Source organism: Alloprevotella rava (assembly GCF_014195585.1).
Taxonomy (GTDB): Bacteria; Bacteroidota; Bacteroidia; order Bacteroidales; family Bacteroidaceae; genus Alloprevotella; species Alloprevotella rava.
Window position 1 is genome coordinate 92,216 of sequence record NZ_JACICA010000001.1, and the last position, 16,855, is coordinate 109,070.

A 16,855-nucleotide genomic window follows, 5' to 3' on the forward strand; every position below is an offset into this window, starting at 1 on the left:
TATTTGCTCTGCTTGATACTGTCCTAAAAAAGTGTGTAAGCCCCTTTATTCTTATCTTTGTAGTTGACAAAACAAATTTCCACACAAAAGCGTGCTCTTTGAGTCATTTTACTCATAAAAAAACAGTACAATTCGGGGATGAATCTGTATTCTTATATACTCTCTTTTTATATTTTTGTATTTTTATTTGGCCTTTCCGAAAAACTTTCTGTATTTTTGCGGCTGGCTATAACTACCATTGAATGAACGTATTAGAGAATTATAAGAATTTGCATCATCTTTCTTTATCCGCTAAAGATACATATATAGAGCTGTGGGATGTAAGTTTTTCTGCGAAAAAAGTGTTGAATTATTTGGCAGTTTCAAATAATTTTATACTCTCTCTCTCTCTCTCTCTCTCTCTCTCTGTATTTATAGTATAGGCGTACTTCCGCTTATATTCTCTTCATTTAGTATTTTCTATATTACCGCTCGCGGCAGAAGCTCGCGGGCAATTATAGGCGAAGGACTCTCAAGAGTTTCCTCTGCTTATTTTTTTGTATCCCCAAGCAAGGTAATATAAGAGCGTAATAATAGTATTTTCCGCAAAAATCATTCAGAACTAACTAGTAAAATATCAAGTTTAATTTTTTTATTATGAACAAAGGACAAATAGCAAAACTGAGCTACACCAAGCCCGAGTCCTATGTGCTGCATATTAGCACAGAGAAGCAGCCGCTCTGCGGTTCATTCCAAGGTGGTCATAATGGTTCTACTTCAGGAGGCGATCTCGGCGATAGTGGCAACAATGGTCACAATAGCGGTGAGTCGGGCGGTTCTATGGGCGACACTCGGAGAGAATGGAATCAGTCTAGCAGTTTCAGTTTGTGGGATTAAGCATCCGCTCTTTCTCTTTCTTTGAGTGTAGAATAGAGATAAAACGAGCATGCGTAAAAAAACTTTAGTAAACCAAAATAATAAACAAATAGAGACAATGAAAGTAAACAAAATCTATCTAAACCTCCTCACTGTAGGAATGCTGTCCTTTATGGCAGGCTGTGCTGGAGATGAAAACATTGATCGCACAGAAGGAAAAGAAACAGATAATTCTTCAGCGCTGACTGCTTTTTCCAGTGTGTCTCCCAATCGCTTAATGAAGTATACCCCTCGAACCTCTATGGGTGGTCACCAATATCTCACGGGAAGCGACTTCTACTGGGAACCAGGAGATCAAATCTATGTAAAGGACGATAACAATGCGCTGCAGAAAAGCACTATGACCAATATCTCTGCTACTCAACCCAGGGCGCGCTTCCAAGTGCCTGGTGCATATACGGCTCAAAACAGCTATGAAGTGTATTACACAGGTGCATCAGCAGGTGCTACATCTAACAAGGTGAGTATTTCTACTGCTCAGCTACAGACCGCTCCCAACAATGCTAAGCATATTGGTGTGTCGGGCGACTGCGGAACAGCCACGGCAACTCGTATGGGCGACCACTTCGAGTTTATGCTAGACCACAAGGCTACCTATCTTTGCTTCCTGCCCCGCGTTACCAATGCTGCGCTTGGCAAGAATGTATTTCTTACGAAAATCGTAGTAAAGTCGGACAACGCTATTGCTGGCGACTATACCCTTTCGATGTCCGGTCTCTCCTCTGCGCCTACGGCTAATGCTGCTACTGAAATTACCCTTACTACGCAGGGAACAACGCTTCCCAATGGATTCCCTCTGAGCAACACCGTAACGAGTGTGGCCACCAATGCCGCTTACATGGTGATCGCTCCTGGTACGCATACGCTCACTGTGGATTACTATATGAAAGACCCTGTTACTAACATTGAGGGTGCTGTTACCAAAATCTTGTCCGCTAAGAACTTTGAGGCAAACAAGGTTTATGATATTACAGCCGATCTCACAGTGCGTAACTATGACGGTAGTCGGTATTACATGTGGGATGCTAAGAAGCAGTACTGGGAAGGTCACGAATGGAATAAAGGTGGCAATCAACCAATACTTTCTACTCAACTGGCAGGTAGCTACGCTCAGAATAATACCGATCCGCGGTGGTATAACGAGAGTGCTACAGCCAATGGTATAAAAAATGATGCAACGACACCTCTTTTCCAGACCTACCCCAATATCAATGAAATGGTGTGGTACGCATCGAAGGGCGATCCCCGTTGGGACGGCGTTCAGTTATGGAGTTTGATGAGCCACTTATATAAAGGTGGTATTTGGCTTAAGAAGAAAGATTATATCAGTGGTTTTAACGCTAATACGGCTCCTGACGGAACAGACTGGCGGATTGGCGTGACAACCAGCGGTCAGTGGCATACATCCAATACTCTCCCTTCTTCCGCTGATGCGAGCAAGTATTTCTACCTACCTGCCTTGGGACACTTTACCAATGGTTTGCTATATTATGTTTCCTCTATTGGTAGGTATTGGACATCCAGCGCCAATCCAGGAAGTAGCGGCTTCGCATACCACCTATACTTCGATCATATTAACAATATTACATGTGGTGGTAACTATCGTTACAATGGCTATTGGAGTCAGCCGTTCGAGTAACTTCAGCGAAGCACTTGGATAAGAAAGCACGAAAAAAATTATTGAACAGTAAAAATCCGCAATACCTACTTAGAGTTATTGCGGATTTTTGTTGGAAGCATCGCACGGCAAGCGTAGAGGGAATCACATGAGCAAAAGTGGGCGCTGTGCGACACCTCCGGTGTCGGAGGATTCTATTATCCATTTCTCCACGGGTTCACCCTCACTGTTGTTCGGGCATTACCCGCGGTTACGCATGGTGTGTCCCCTCCGGGGACAGTGGATAGAAACTGTTGCTTCTATTATCACTCCTACCAAGAAAAAACTCATTTTTTGTTGTCACGTTGTCACGCAGGAGTAAACATGTTGATAGACAGGTGCTTGTGGGCGTGACAACAAAATTTTTATTGTCACACCGTTGTCACACCTGCAATCCTTACATTTTCAGTTAGTTATGCTCAAAGTGTGACAACGTGACGACGTGACAACGAAAAAACAAACTCTGGAGAGGAGTTTGTTTTCTTTTAGTTGCGACCTTATTTGTTGCGCTCAAAAATACAATAAGGGTGTGGGCTGACGCAATAAGGATGTGAGCTGACAGCCTTATTGTATTTTCAGACGCAATAAGGATATTGGCGGCGGGAGTAGGTAGTGCTTATTCTTCTTTCCCAAGAGTTTTTAGTTGTATGATATGGATAGCTTGTTGCTTATATAGCAGCTGAAGCTTTTCCTTGAAAATCTGGGTGGGAGATAAGCGTATTGGCTTTTGAACTTTAGGTGGAGCGCCGCTAAGGGCTTCAAGCTTTCAGCATTCGCTGCCACTTTCGATAGCCCAAAATAGCTATGATGGTGTAGAAGCCATAGAGTGCGCCATGGAAGGGTACTCCCTTGTAGATATACAAGCCGCAGAGGATGGCGTCTACCACGAGCCACACGAGCCACTGCTCCAAGTATTTGCGTGCCAGCATCCACATGGCAACGATAGAGAGCGCGTTGGCCATACTGTCGAGAACGGGGACGGTAGAGTCGGTCTTTGTGAGAACGAAATAAAGCAGTGCCCAAATCCCTGCAAAGGCGAGCGTGAGGAGCGGTATTTGCCATGTGGGAGTCTTGACGATAGGGCGGTATGCCTTTTTGTGGTTCACGGCCGATTGCTGCTTTGTTTGTCCAAAGTTCCAAACGATCCATCCGTAGATGGCTATCAGCAAATAATAGATCGCCATTCCGAAATCGGCATACAAGCCTTTTTCGTAGTACAGAAAAATGTCGATGGCGGGCATAATCATGCTCACAATCCATAACGACCGCTTGGCGTTGTATTCGAGCCACAAATAGATCAGTCCGATACACGTGCCGACAATGTCGAGAAGTAAGAATATATCCATATATGTAAGTTTACGGCTCTCTCCTGTGCATGGAGAGAGCCGTAAAAGTTTTATTGCTTAAAATCTGATACTCAAATGCACGAGGAAGTTGGCCGGAGCTTGTGCGCTATATACGCTATAGCTGTTCCATTTTGCATCCTGATAGGCCATAGCTCCGCCTTGGCCGTTGCTCTTCACTTGCGTGTTGGCAGAACCATTGCTCTCATATTTCTCATTGAAGATATTGTACATCGTTAGGCCGATGGCGAGCGATTTGGCAAAGCGAATCTTCGGGAAAGTATAAGTCAAATCGAAGTTTGAAACGAAGTATTTGTCGATGGTTAAGTCGCCATCTTTGTTGCCCGCCTCAAAGGTTTTGAAACCAGTATTCGTCATATACTGTTCTCCCACAAACTGGCTCTGCAAGCTGGCGCGGAATCCTGCCCAGTTGGCCGAGAACGTGTTGTTGAAGATGAGATTGGGCGAGAAACTAATGGGGGTGTTCCCCAGATTGAATGTTTCGCCCGTGTCGTCAAGCACCACCTTGTAGTCCTTAATGCGGTTGTGACTCCACGTTAAGTTGGCATCCCAGCGCAAGAAGTTCGTCGGCATCCAAGCAGCTTGCAGTTCCAATCCGCGGCGGTAGCTGTTGCCCACATTGCGCGCCACTTTCTCGCCGTTTTGGTCTTGTTCGCCCGTTAGCACGAACTGGTCCTTGTAGAGCATATAGTAGAGATTGGCCGCAGCACTGAAGTTGTGGCTCTGAAAGCGATAACCCAGCTCGAAGTCGTTGAGTCGTTCGCTCTTCGGCGTGTATGTGCTCCAAATGGCCTGTTCGTAGTCGTTGCGTGTAGGTTCTTTGTGCGCCATAGCGTAGGAAGCGTAGACAGCATGGTGAGGATTGATTTGCCAGAGCATACCCGCTTTCGGATTGAAGAAACTAAAGTTTGCATGCACATTGTAGGGCACAAAAGCCGAACCATTGTGCTGGTCGCTCGGCCCATACATTTTGTAGTCAACATAGCGATACTGCAAATCGGCATACATGGAGAGACCACGCCAGAAGTTGTAGTTCACGCGCCCATAAATATTCATGTCCTGCTTGTGGGCGTAGTTCTTATAGTAAGGCTGTTCCGGATTGAGCGCACCGAGATAGTTGCGCACCCAGAGCACATGACCATAGTGCAAACCATCATATTTGTTCCAACCTCCGCCCAAAGTGGCTTCCAGTCCGTTCTTGTTCTCATAGTTGAGAGAGAAAACCGTTCCGTAGAAGTCGGCCGAGGAGTATTTGCGGCGAATGAGGTCTTGCTTCTTCATGAGCGTCGGCGTTACCACCCCGTTCTTGTCCGCTACGTCCTGCATAAAAGGTTGCAGTCCATATTCCACCAGTTTGCGGTTCGTTTTGTATTGTTCATAGTAGCCATTGCCGTGTGTGTAGTGTAAGGCAAGGTTGAGATTGAACATTTCCGTCAGATCCTGGTTCCAGATGAGCTGGTAGTGCTGCTGGTGATAATTGTCAATTTGATTCTTGTAGAAAGCAGTCTTGCCATCAGCATCTTTGTATTTACCAGAGGGGTTGTAGTTTCTGCCCAAATTCTCCATCTGACTCTTTGTGGCATAGTCCCAGGCGTGGCCTGTGCGTTCCGTACCGTTGAAGGTGATGAATTTCACGATGGTTCTGTCGGCAAAATAGCCTCCTTGGAAGAAGTACGAATTAAGGTCCGAAGATGCTCGGCGGATGTAACCGTCAGAGCCGATATTGGAAAGTCGACCGCTAAATGCCCAGTGCTTGCGCATCATGCCTGTGCCGAAGAGCACACTCTCTTTGTGTGTTCCGAAAGAGCCCGCAGAAGCGTCCACTTGCAGGAAAGGATAATCGTAGATGGCTTCTGTCATCATATTCACCGAAGCACCGAAAGCTCCCGAGCCGTTGGTGGATGTGCCCACGCCGCGTTGCACCTGGACGGAGCCGAGCGTTGAAGCAAAGTCGCCCATGTTTACCCAGTAGATACTGTTGGATTCAGCATCGTTCAAGGGAATTCCGTTGGCGGTCACATTGATGCGCGTGGGGTCGGTACCGCGAATGCGCAGGTAAGTATAGCCAATACCCGTTCCGGCATCGCTACTCATCGTCACGCTGGGAGTTAAGCTCAGCAAGAACGGGATGTCCTGTCCGAAGTTGATACCGCTCAGAGCTTTCTTGGAGAGGTTGGTGAACGCCATGGGCGTACTGCTCGATGCGCGAGTTCCAACCACCTGTGCCGCTTCCAGGTAATAGCGTGAAGAGTCGGAAGCGGTTTGCGCCTCAAGAGAAGGGACGGTCATCAGCATGACACCGCCCAATAAGTAAGTCTTAATCATAGAGATTGTTTGATTTTTGACTACGCCGGAATTGTCCGGTTCAGTTCGTAAGGGTATATTCTCAGCCGACCAAACGGTCTGGGCACCCCTAAAATGCATTTTGCAGCGGCAAAGTTAATAAGTTTTTCACTAATGAATGATAACCTGTCTGAATTTCTGGAGTAATTCATCCATCCTTTTCATTAGGTCTTCGAAAGACTTTGCTTCTCCGTAAATATAGCCGTCCACCATGTTTGTTTCATAATCCAATCGATAGGCTTTCAGTACTTCGTTTTTGGGAATAAAATCAATACTTGTGGGATAATCTTTGTCATAGTCGACATATCCCAAATGATAGAAACGGCGACGATGTTCTACTATGGCCTTGTAAAGCTCTCCATCGTTCAATGACTTCTGAGCAAATTCTGTATCCATCAACCTATCTAAATCATAGAGATGTCGGGACATACGTAAGGATCTTGGTTCTTCCTTTTGAAGTTCCTCACTGAGAAGTAGTGCTTTTTCCAAGAATGTTCTTGATGGTTTTACGGTTTTGATTGATGCGATTATTTCGTCATCCTCTTCTGGAAATTTATCGAAGATGAGAGATTTTATTTTACATTGTTCATGAGGCTCAGACAAAGAGAGACAACTAAGTTCTATTTTAACTCTTGCATCAATGAGTCTCATGCTGGATGGTAGAATGCTTTTGTAATTAACAAAGATTACTGTAGGGTCACTATCATGATCAATGGGTTTTGGAGGATTTCCTATTGTTGTTTCATTTTCTATAGAAAATCCCTTAATTCCCATTTTGTGAAGCTCAGTATCAAGCTCTGCAGATAGTGTTCCATGAATATAATCCCGTGAAGCTTTTCTTAATTTCTTTACTTGATTATTGTTCTTGCACGTTGCAAATGATAGATTAAGAACATCCTCAAAGAAAGTTCTATCAATAGAAATGTCAATGTCTTCACTGAACCGGTTAATAAGATTCCACCCTTTACTTAAAGAGGTTCCACCTTTGAAAAGAAGCCATCTCCCACACGGAGTATTGAACAAGGCTTTGAGAATGACCGTCACCCACCAGTCTTTCTCCACTGCATTATCCTCAATATTCTGTTCCTGGGCGACAGATTGTATCATTGCTATTTGCTCATCAATGCTATGGTTTTGCCAGCGGCTCATGAGTGTTCTTGCTTAGAATTTTTATTATATTCTTTTTTATCCATGTAGGCATGACTTTTAGATCATCAGGCATGGTGGCTTTCTCAGGGTATTTATTCAATATCACATTGATTGCTCTTTCCCACTCTTCATTATAGTTTCGTTCGCCAATGGCTTTTATCGCTTGCACTAAGAGACGTGTCATCTTTCCTTTTAGTGCAAAGTTTTTGGGAACTCCTCTTTTGAAAGTTATAGTTCTATTGCCACATTTGATTTTTCTTGCAGAACCACTGGTGAGAAAAACAGGAGTCATTGTAACTTGCTCCGACAATCCCAACATATTTAGAGCTGTGCTCCCAGTAGGGAGAATTTCTGCATTATCTCTTTCTGCAATTGCTATAGCAATATCCTCAGTGGTAGGATAAATAATGCCAAATTTAGTTTCTTTCGCTTTTAGATATATGCCACGAGATAATCTGTGTAGTATTCCCTGGCGGACAAAATCCGACAAGACTTTGCCCACATATTCATCGTTATATTCAGGGAAGCTATTATTAAAGAAAAGCGTGCCAGGTTTGGCCTTTTCAATATCGTTTCCAAGAATATGGACTATCTTCTTTTCTTCGCCTTCTATTAACATATATTAGGTCGGTTATTTTTGCAAAAATACCGAGTGTTTCCTAAAGAAGCAAATTATATGGAGTATATATTTTTATAATCGCTCAGATCTGCCGAAGGATTGAAATATGCGCCGTGTGCTTGTGTGTATTCCAGCAGTTCCTTGAAAGTGGGGACGGCAGTGAGTAAGTCGGGGTTGCCGAAGAGTAGGAGGTGTTTTCGGGCACGCGTCATGGCTACGTTTAGTTTTCGGTCAATCAGTGCGCCGTCTTCCTCAAACACGGTGTCGGTGAGGAAGTTCAGTTGGTAGTATTGCTGAATGGTGAAGCCGTAGAGGATATAGTCGCGCTGGCTTCCTTGGTAGCGCTCCACGGTGTCGATAGTGATGTCGTGCAGCGCAGGGATGCCGTAGCGGTCGAGGGTATTGCGGATGGTGGCAATCTGGTTGCGGTAGGGCACTATGATGCCTACGGTGTGTACCACATCGAAGCTGCTACCCGTCAGCTCATAGATTTTGACCACCGCTTCCGCAATCAAATCGGCTTCTGTTTGATTTACTTTATCGGAAGGCGACTTTGGCGGTTGAGGTGCAGCAATAAATGCGATACGCTGTGTAGTAAAAATTTTTTTGAAGAAATCGGCGTGTGGCGCGGCTTCAGGTAGCGGTTGTTGCTGATGCTCTAAAGGCACTTCTGTTAATTGTCCACCGTAGAAAGCACGGTTGGGGAAATCAGCAATATCGTGGTGCATTCGGCCTTGACGTTTCAGCATAAAGACCACCTCGGGGCGTTCACGATAGCGTTTGAGGAGGCGTTCGAAAAGCGAGAGGCGGCAGTCGGTCAGTAGGATGTCGTTGAGAGCAGATTCGTGCACGCGCGATTCTTCCGAATGTTGTTGCACCACGGCCGGCAACTGCTTATGATCGCCTATGAAAACAAATTTTCGTATGGCCGTGGCGTTGTCTTTCACAGCCGATAGAAGTCCCATCAGATGAGGCTCAAGAATCTGCGAAGCCTCGTCGATGATGGCCAAATCAAAGCTCTTCAGGCGGAAGAGAGACAGACTTGTGTTGAGCGCCGTGGTAGTGCCCACAAAGATACGCCCGCTCATGATGCGTTCCTTCACCTGCTCCAGTCGGGAGCATTCGCCAACGGCTGAAGAAAGGAGATAGGGGCGGTAGACCTCTGGGCAGGATAGTTCGTTACCGATGCGGATGAAGTTGAGCTTTTCATCCACGAGTTTGCTGCAAATCTCATCCACCGCGCGGTTCGTGTACGACAAGAGCAATATGGAAGCATCAGGCGTGAGCAATGCTTCGTGGAGCGTCGTCATGAGTCCGAAAGAAGTCTTGCCCGTTCCCGGCGGGCCAATAATGAGGAAAAAATCTTGTGCCTGCTTCACGCGCAAAGCCAATTCGTTGAAATTTTCGTAGTCGCCGCAGAGTTGCAGCGAGGTGTCGATGGCGGGTTCGCGCTGCAAGAGGAGCAAGTCGCGCCGCTCTTGTGGCGCAGAAAGAAAGGCGTGCATTCCGCGATAGAGGGAACTGTAGGACGATTCGATGAAGTCGTGCTCAATGGCCCAATGCTTGTCCGCATCGCGGAGAAAGACGTTAGCATCCGTTTGTGGCGCGCGTAAAACGAGCGTGATGCGGTCGGCGCTCACTTGCTCAATGGAGCAGCGGAACACCATTGTGCGGCGCAGGTCAGGCTCTTGTTCTGGCTCGTAAGGGTAGAGCACCACGACATCGTTTAAGCGGAAATTCGACATATCGTTGTCGGCATGTTCGCTGAAACCCAGTACGAGGCGCGTGACGGGGCGCGGAGAATCGTTGACGGAAGGGGAGAGCAGTTGGAGACGATCGTAGATGTTGCCCGCTTGCCGTTTCTCGTTGAGCGAAGCGTGCCAGGCCGAAGCAAATCCGGAATTTTCTTTCGTGCGGTTGCCAAACTTCGAGAGCACGTGCTCGTTTGCGATGAAGGTGAGGAAGCGGAAATAGTACATCCGCTCCAGCGGCGAGGCATTGTGGATAGGGCGAAGCAGGGCTTCAATCTGTGGACGCTGGTAGCGCTCCCAGAGCGTGCCGCTCGCCTGACGTTCGTTCAGCTGTTCGGGCGTCAGCGTGTCGAGCACCTTCAGTCCGCCTTCAGCAAAGTGGAGTTCGTTGCACGCTATGCCGTTTCTGATTTTCAAGGCTTCAAAGAGGAGCTGGGGCGCAAAGCTCATTCCCAGCAAACTGTTGGGGTAGCGCGAATAGAGGAGAAAGGCACTGAGATGGTGGTTGTTGCGGTCGTACTGCTCGCGGTAATTGTAGCGCAGTAGAGCCATGTAGAGCAACATTTGCACGTAGTGTTTCTCTTGGTGAACAGGCGTATTGGGATCGGGCTGAGGCCAACCGCCCTTGCCGGACTTCTGCTCGATGAGCACCTTTTGATCGAGCTGCAGGAAGTCCATACGTCCTTGCAAACCGAGCATTTCGGAGAAGAAAGAAGGCTCAAGCATCACGTCGCGCTGTCGGTATTCTTTCAGCTGTTGCGGCATATCGGCTTTGATAGCCTTATGGATGTTGTGTTTTTGCTTGATGGCGTTCTCATGGAAGTTGGGCGAAATATTGGCAGCAAGGAGGTTGATGGCGTTACCCTTAAAGAATTGTTGCACACTTTCGGTGTATGGCTGTCCCTCTCCCTCGCTGTGAACGGCTTCATCGAGCAACTGCCCCGCCAGATTACCAAGCAAGATGGCTTCTGTGGTTTCCATCGGGCGAATCTTATTGAGCAGATAGATGAGCGGGGAGTGGGCATAACTTTCAAAGCAAGCCGCGATGGCTGAAATATCCACCAGATAGTCAGGTTCTACAATGATGAGTTCGGGATATAGGATGTCGTCGTACAGGCGAGGGCGAATGATATTGATTTGCGAGCCGCAGTGGAGTTGCTGTCGCAGGTAAGTCCAATCGAAGTTGTAAATGGTGTTGCCGTGGGAGTAGCAGATCACAACCTCTAAGGGTTCTGTCTCTATCTGCCCGTAGATGTTGTCGTTGTCCACCTTGCTGACCAGTACGCGCAGGTATTCCGCTTCGGGTACTTTCAGCGTGCGTTGTGGGCGGTTGGTGGGAAATAGTTTCTCCACCTCTGGCGGTACGGGAGTCCCTTCTACCAGCCCGATAAATAAGCAAATGGCTTTGAAATCATAGGGTGCGTTTTCGCGGAGTACATCCATCGAGAGTTCTCCGCTGCCGGCTTTCCGGAAGCGTATGCGTGCTTCGTTGACGGCTTTTCGCAGTGATGGTTGCACCTCGTGTTCGCGCAGAAGAAAATCGGTTTGTGCGAACGCTCCTACCAACTTCACCGCGCCTTGTGTCGTGTGTTGGTGGAGAAAGTGACCGAAAATTTTCCCAAATTCGAGATATTTTTGTTGTGCATCCTCCAATCCATGAGCTGCCACCATCTGCTTCCAAAAATCCTGCGCCGTCTCCGGCTCAAACACATTCTTTACAACCATTCACCTAAATCTGTTATTCCCTGCAAAGATAGCGTCTTTCCACTGACTGCACAAAATCCTGCAAATATCCAGAGAATCTGCCTCTAAATACCGAATAGGGGTAAATTCGTTTGTGTGGTTTTCTTATGCCATAGAAGAAGCTTTTTGTGGGAAGAATAGGTGCATTGAAAGACTTAATGTTATCTTTGCCTCAAGAGAGAAAAAGATAAAAACGTTAGAGATATTAAGGCTTATGAAGAAGATACTTTGTGTGTTGGTTTGGCTGACTTTCAGTAGCAGTTTTCTTTTCGCAGCTAATTTAAGTGAGGTTGTACGTTCGACAGAAGAACTGAGTTGCTGTGGAGATGTTCCGGAAGATAGTATTGCCGAGGAAGCAATGACGATTGACAAAAAGTTTCTTGAGAAGTTAGGAGCTGTCTATAGAGATACAGTTGAGTGTCCGGAAAGCTCGACAGCTGGTATGTCCGATTGGGCTTATAATAGAGCGAAGGAACAGGATAGTAAGTCGGCCTACTTGTCTCGGAAATTACTTGCTTCCCAAAAAGGGTCGACAGTGTTGGCTGATAGCTCTGGTAGTAACTCTGTACAACTTCGCCAAGCTTTGTTACGGGAAAATCAAGTCTGGAAAACTCTTCTGACTTCGCTACGTACGTTTGATAATATTGCGATAGAGATTAGTATTATTGAAAACGGTTACGGCACAATTTTTATGGTCATTAGTGCAGGCCTATTTCAGGATCTTAGCTACATCCGTATGGCTTGTTTGAAGGAAGATGTTGTTACGTTTACAAGCCCAGACAAAGAGATAGTGAAAGCGGACGAAGGAATGTCTGTAGATTCTCTTTATTATTATATGTCATTATGTCGTCCGTATGTCACGGCGGAAATGCTAAGGGAATCTGATCTATCCCCTAGTAGTGTGTCTGACCTTAAGCGGCTCAATAATTCACACACAATATCCACGATGAAAAAACGTGTAGAAGCGTGGATTACTGCGCGCCGTAATGTTTCCGATTTGCTCAATCCTTCTGCCAAGAGCCAATATGATCTTCATACGAACAAAGTTCTGCACTCTCTGATTTACCATTATTGGGGATTTGGGTGTTAGGTTCTTTATTCCTTGCATAAGTTTAATTTTGTCAACTTATGAGAGGAGAGAAAAACTTTCTTGAAGAGTTGCTTCCCCTTTTCTTTAAGTATCAAAGCTCCTCTATTCGTTTCTCAAATTCGTCCTTTCCGCAAAGAGCTTTGTTGCGGTATTTGCTGCGATAGTTATAGATCGTGGCGAGCGAATAGTTGAGAAAATGAGCAATGCGCGTGCTTTCTGTCACACCCAGACGGATGAGAGCAAAGATACGTAGCTCTGTATTTAGTTGTTCATTTTTCTTTGGAATGATGCGTGCTTCAGGTTCGAGAAGGTCATTAAAATTCTCGATGAAATGGGGGAAAAGGGTGAGAAAGGCATTATCGAAATCAGTGTAGAAGTTTTTCTGTTCTTCACTAACAATGGTCTCCGATTTCAGGAGTTTGAGCAATTCTTCTTTATGTCCGTTCTTTGCAACTCTAAGTAAGTCGCGGCGATATTGGTCAAGTTTGTCGATATAGTCATGACAACGGCTCAGATAGCGGGCTATATACTCCTCTTTCACTTTGTCGGTTAAAAGTAAGTTTTTGTTTGTTTCCTGTACAGCTTCATTCGCTTTTTGGAGTTGTCGGTTTGTATCGGCCAATTGACGGCGGGTTTCAGCATTTCTTCGCATTTGTCTTCGTAAGGAGTAGATGACATACGCCAATAGGAGAGTTAGCAAAGATAAACCGAAGAAAAGAGCGTATTCCGTCAGTCGTCGGCGATGCTTCATTTCTTTGTAGGCTTTTTCGATGATCGGGAATATATTTGTTGCCTCAATGGCACGCAAGCGTGCTTTGCAGTAGTTGGCATCCTCAATGGAGCAAAGCAGATAGTTATAAGCCCGTTCGATGCTACCGTCCTTAAAGAGCAATTCCGCCAGTTTAGGCAAGGCAACATATTCTGTTACACCCGATTCTAAATCGATGATAGCCGTTTTTGCCAAGTAGTAAGCCTCTTTGTCTTTGTTGCCAATCAAGCGATAGTATTCAGCTAAGTTATAGTAAGAATAGGCTTTATCTTTATTTTTTCCATGCAGATTAGGGTTACAAAACTCTAATGCCAATTGAGCATTACCTTCATCAATGGCTTTATCTGCCATGACGATGTCGCGGCCTATTCCCTTTGGCTCGAGCTTCAGAATAGAGTCGCGGTAGGTGGCTTTTATCAAGCGAAGTTTTTGTGCAATAGAAGCATTGGAAGCATAGTCCTCCATCCAGCCGTAGATTGTGCGTAGCAAATGATAATAGGCCAGCAGGTCGCTATGATTGAATGCTTTGTGGTTACAGTGAGAAAGGGTTTCCAGAGCCTCGTTGTACATGCCAGTTGTAGCAAAGATGTTGGCGCGTTGCATGCAAACGTAGTTTTGCAGCTTAATATCAGTTTGTGCTTCGATGGAATGGGCTATTTGGTCGACATACTTATTAGCCGAGTCGGACTGTGTGTGCAGGTAAACATCTTCCACCAGTCGTTTGCATATACTGATACGTTTGTAGCCGCTGGCATGTGGGAGTTGTCGTTTCCATGCTGTAGCCTTTTTTTCGAGCGCTTGTTGGTATTGTTCTTTCTGTGTTATAGCCTTATCTAATTGTCTAAAAATGTCTTTTGTTTCATTACTGAAATTGTTGGTGCTCCATCCCGGAGCTATACAAAGCATTATTAGGCTGAAAGAGAGGAGTAAGGATTTCATGTTTTAGAGTTGTATTTGAGCGCTTCAAAAATATGAAAATTTCAGAAAAGAGCCAAATATGAACATAATTCTTTCTTAAACGACTTCCTAAAAATGGCCTATTTATGGAAAGTAATAGTTTGATTTATAATTGAATAATAAAAATGATAACTTATATTTTGTTTTTATTGTGTTGTCAAGGCTTATGAAAAGACATATCTTTGCAACGTCCGAAAACACACGTTAAACAAAATGATGAAAACAATACGATACATATTAGGTGCTATTTGCTGTGCGGTATTTCCGATAGCAGGAATTTGTGCGACTGTGTTGGATAAAGTGCAGCCCAGTTTTTGGTGGGCAGGCATGAATAATCCTGAACTGCAGATACTGCTTCATGGTAGCCAGATAGGAAGTAGTGAAGTTTCGCTGACTTCAAAGGACATAACGCTTAATCGCGTTGTTCGCCCGGAGAATGCGAACTACCTTATATTATATGTCAATACGGCAACAGCTGCACCTCAGAAGTTTAATATAGAACTCAAACAGAACGGTAAGACTACGAAAGTGCCTTATGAGCTTAAGCAACGGACGATGCAATCCCGCCAAACGTGGGACGCTCACGATGTTGTCTATCTCTTGATGCCTGATCGTTTCTGTGATGGTAATCCGCGCAACAACGTAGTTAAGGGGCTACTTGAGCAAGATTGTAATCCCAAGAATCCTGATGCGCGCCATGGTGGCGACATTGCAGGTATTCGACAACACCTCGATTATTTTTCTGATTTAGGTGTGACTACTCTTTGGATGACCCCGCTACTTATCAATGATATGCCGGATTTCTCTTATCATGGTTATGCCATCACCGACTATTACCAAATAGATCCGCGCTATGGTTCGAATGAGGAGTATCGCGATATGGTGACTGCTGCCCACAATAAGGGGCTGAAAGTGATGCAGGATATGGTTTTCAACCACTGTGGCTCTAAGAACTTCCTTTTTACAGATCGGCCCGACGATAGCTGGTTTAATAATAAATCTCGCTACGTTCAAACCACCTACCGTACGGCTTCCGTGAGTGATCCCCACGTTTCACAGTCTGATATGGCTTTAGCACAAGATGGCTGGTTTGTGGAATCTATGCCCGACTTAAATCAGCGGAATCCCGATGTTATGAACTATCTCATACAGAATAGCATCTTTTGGATTGAATATGCCGGTATTGATGGTATCCGTCAGGACACATACCCTTATGCTGACCGACAAGCCATGGCGCGCTGGTGTAAGGAAATCGATGCTCAGTATCCGGGATTCAATATCGTTGGTGAAACGTGGATCAACAATAATATAGGTGTTTCTTACTGGCAGAAAGATAGCAAACTGGCAGGGAACGACAATTCCGAACTGCCCACTGTGATGGATTTTCCTTTGATGGCGCTGCTCAACCAAGTGTGCGACCAAGAGACCAACGTATGGGACAGTGGCATGGCTCGTATCTATGACTATCTCACACAGGACGTTGTGTTTGCAGACCCTATGCGCCTGATGACATTCCTCGAAAACCACGACACAGATCGTTTTAATTCCACCTCCGAAAAAGCACAGAACTTCAAACGCTACCGCCAAGCACTCACACTCTTGCTCACGCTGCGCGGTATTCCGCAACTCTACTACGGTACGGAGGTGGCCATGTCGGGTAACAAGTCGAAAGGCGACGGCACACTTCGCCAAGACTTCCCCGTAAGAGCTTTCGATGCTGCTAAGCGTACTCCGCTCGAACAGGAATACTACGATTTCACGCGCCGCTTGCTGCAATGGCGTAAGACGAGCGAGGCAATAGGGCAGGGCCAGCTTATTCATTTCCCGCCTCGCGATGGAGTGTACGTTTATAGTCGCATCCACAACGGGCAGGTAGTAACGGTGCTCGTTAACGGAATGGACGAACCACGCGAAGTAGACCTCACACCCTTCAGTCAAGTACTGCCCGCTACGTCGGCTTATGATTTGATACACGATCGGAAGGTTATGCTCGATGGAAAAGTCCATTTGGATAGCCGCGACGAAATGATATTAGATTTTTCACATATACAATAGGTAATGTTTCTCTGATTGCAGTTTTTGTGTATTGGCTGTAATCAGCAATAGGTAATTTTAAAGGTAAGTGGTCGGGTCTCTGTGAAGAGGCGCGACCACGTTGTTTTTTGTTCGTCTTTTGTGAGCTGTGGTTTTCCTTATTGTATTTTTCGCTACAATAAGGAAGCCAGCTGACACAATAAGGCTATCAGCTGACAGCCTTATTGTAATTATGAACCTTTCTATACTATTGAAATTTCTCTTTCTCATAATCAAACATACAATCTTTTTCTTGCGCAATAGAAACGAGAAACTTTATAGTTTTGATATTGCTATTTAAGCATATCAACCCGGTGTGAAAAAGTCTGACAATATACACGGTGTTTTTCTTTATTATGTCCACTGTAAGGATACAAAAAACTTGAAATATCTCCATTGTTTTTATTCTTTTTAGAGCTTAATTG

The 16,855-nt window shown here is 45.4% G+C and carries 10 protein-coding genes and 1 riboswitch; of the genes, 4 read left to right on the plus strand and 6 right to left on the minus strand.

Features of this window, described 5'->3' with window-relative positions; translation table 11 throughout:
• The first annotated feature begins 636 nt into the window (after window positions 1–636).
• On the plus strand, window positions 637–876 hold the full coding sequence (locus FHS60_RS00360) for a hypothetical protein (RefSeq protein ID WP_183693451.1): 240 nt from the start codon (window positions 637–639) through the stop codon (window positions 874–876).
• 97 nt (window positions 877–973) lie between these two features.
• Window positions 974–2,554 (plus strand): hypothetical protein, encoded by a 1,581-nt coding sequence (locus FHS60_RS00365; protein WP_244957382.1) that lies wholly within the window; start codon window positions 974–976, stop codon window positions 2,552–2,554.
• Between the two features lie 776 nt (window positions 2,555–3,330).
• Here the strand turns inward: FHS60_RS00365 and pnuC are convergent.
• From pnuC to FHS60_RS00390, 5 genes are all read right to left on the minus strand, one after another.
• Window positions 3,331–3,918, minus strand: coding sequence for a nicotinamide riboside transporter PnuC (pnuC, locus tag FHS60_RS00370; protein WP_183693457.1), 588 nt, complete (start codon window positions 3,916–3,918; stop codon window positions 3,331–3,333).
• A gap of 57 nt (window positions 3,919–3,975) precedes the next feature.
• The gene (locus FHS60_RS00375; RefSeq protein ID WP_183693459.1) at window positions 3,976–6,261 is read right to left on the minus strand and encodes a TonB-dependent receptor; all 2,286 of its coding nucleotides are present in this window, start codon (window positions 6,259–6,261) and stop codon (window positions 3,976–3,978) included.
• Window positions 6,262–6,361, minus strand: a riboswitch (TPP riboswitch).
• Window positions 6,362–6,390: 29 nt separating this feature from the next.
• Window positions 6,391–7,428 (minus strand): nucleotidyl transferase AbiEii/AbiGii toxin family protein, encoded by a 1,038-nt coding sequence (locus FHS60_RS00380; RefSeq protein WP_183693461.1) that lies wholly within the window; start codon window positions 7,426–7,428, stop codon window positions 6,391–6,393.
• Entirely contained in the window at window positions 7,406–8,047 is a 642-nt protein-coding gene (locus FHS60_RS00385) for a DUF6088 family protein (RefSeq protein ID WP_183693464.1), read from the minus strand. The genes FHS60_RS00380 and FHS60_RS00385 overlap by 23 nt, the downstream gene beginning before the upstream one ends.
• Before the next feature lie 53 nt (window positions 8,048–8,100).
• Window positions 8,101–11,523, minus strand: a complete 3,423-nt coding sequence (locus FHS60_RS00390) for an ATP-dependent helicase (RefSeq protein ID WP_183693467.1) — start codon at window positions 11,521–11,523, stop codon at window positions 8,101–8,103.
• A gap of 232 nt (window positions 11,524–11,755) precedes the next feature.
• On the opposite strand from FHS60_RS00390, the gene FHS60_RS00395 reads away from it, so the two are divergent.
• On the plus strand, window positions 11,756–12,631 hold the full coding sequence (locus FHS60_RS00395) for a hypothetical protein (protein ID WP_183693470.1): 876 nt from the start codon (window positions 11,756–11,758) through the stop codon (window positions 12,629–12,631).
• Window positions 12,632–12,722: 91 nt separating this feature from the next.
• Here the strand turns inward: FHS60_RS00395 and FHS60_RS00400 are convergent, their stop codons facing one another.
• Window positions 12,723–14,339 carry a DUF6377 domain-containing protein gene (locus FHS60_RS00400; RefSeq protein WP_183693473.1) on the minus strand — a complete coding sequence of 539 codons (1,617 nt, stop codon included), beginning with the start codon at window positions 14,337–14,339 and terminating at the stop codon, window positions 12,723–12,725.
• A gap of 231 nt (window positions 14,340–14,570) precedes the next feature.
• Between FHS60_RS00400 and FHS60_RS00405 the strand changes: the two genes are divergently transcribed.
• The gene (locus FHS60_RS00405) at window positions 14,571–16,412 is read left to right on the plus strand and encodes a glycoside hydrolase family 13 protein (RefSeq protein WP_183693476.1); all 1,842 of its coding nucleotides are present in this window, start codon (window positions 14,571–14,573) and stop codon (window positions 16,410–16,412) included.
• Window positions 16,413–16,855 lie beyond the last annotated feature (443 nt).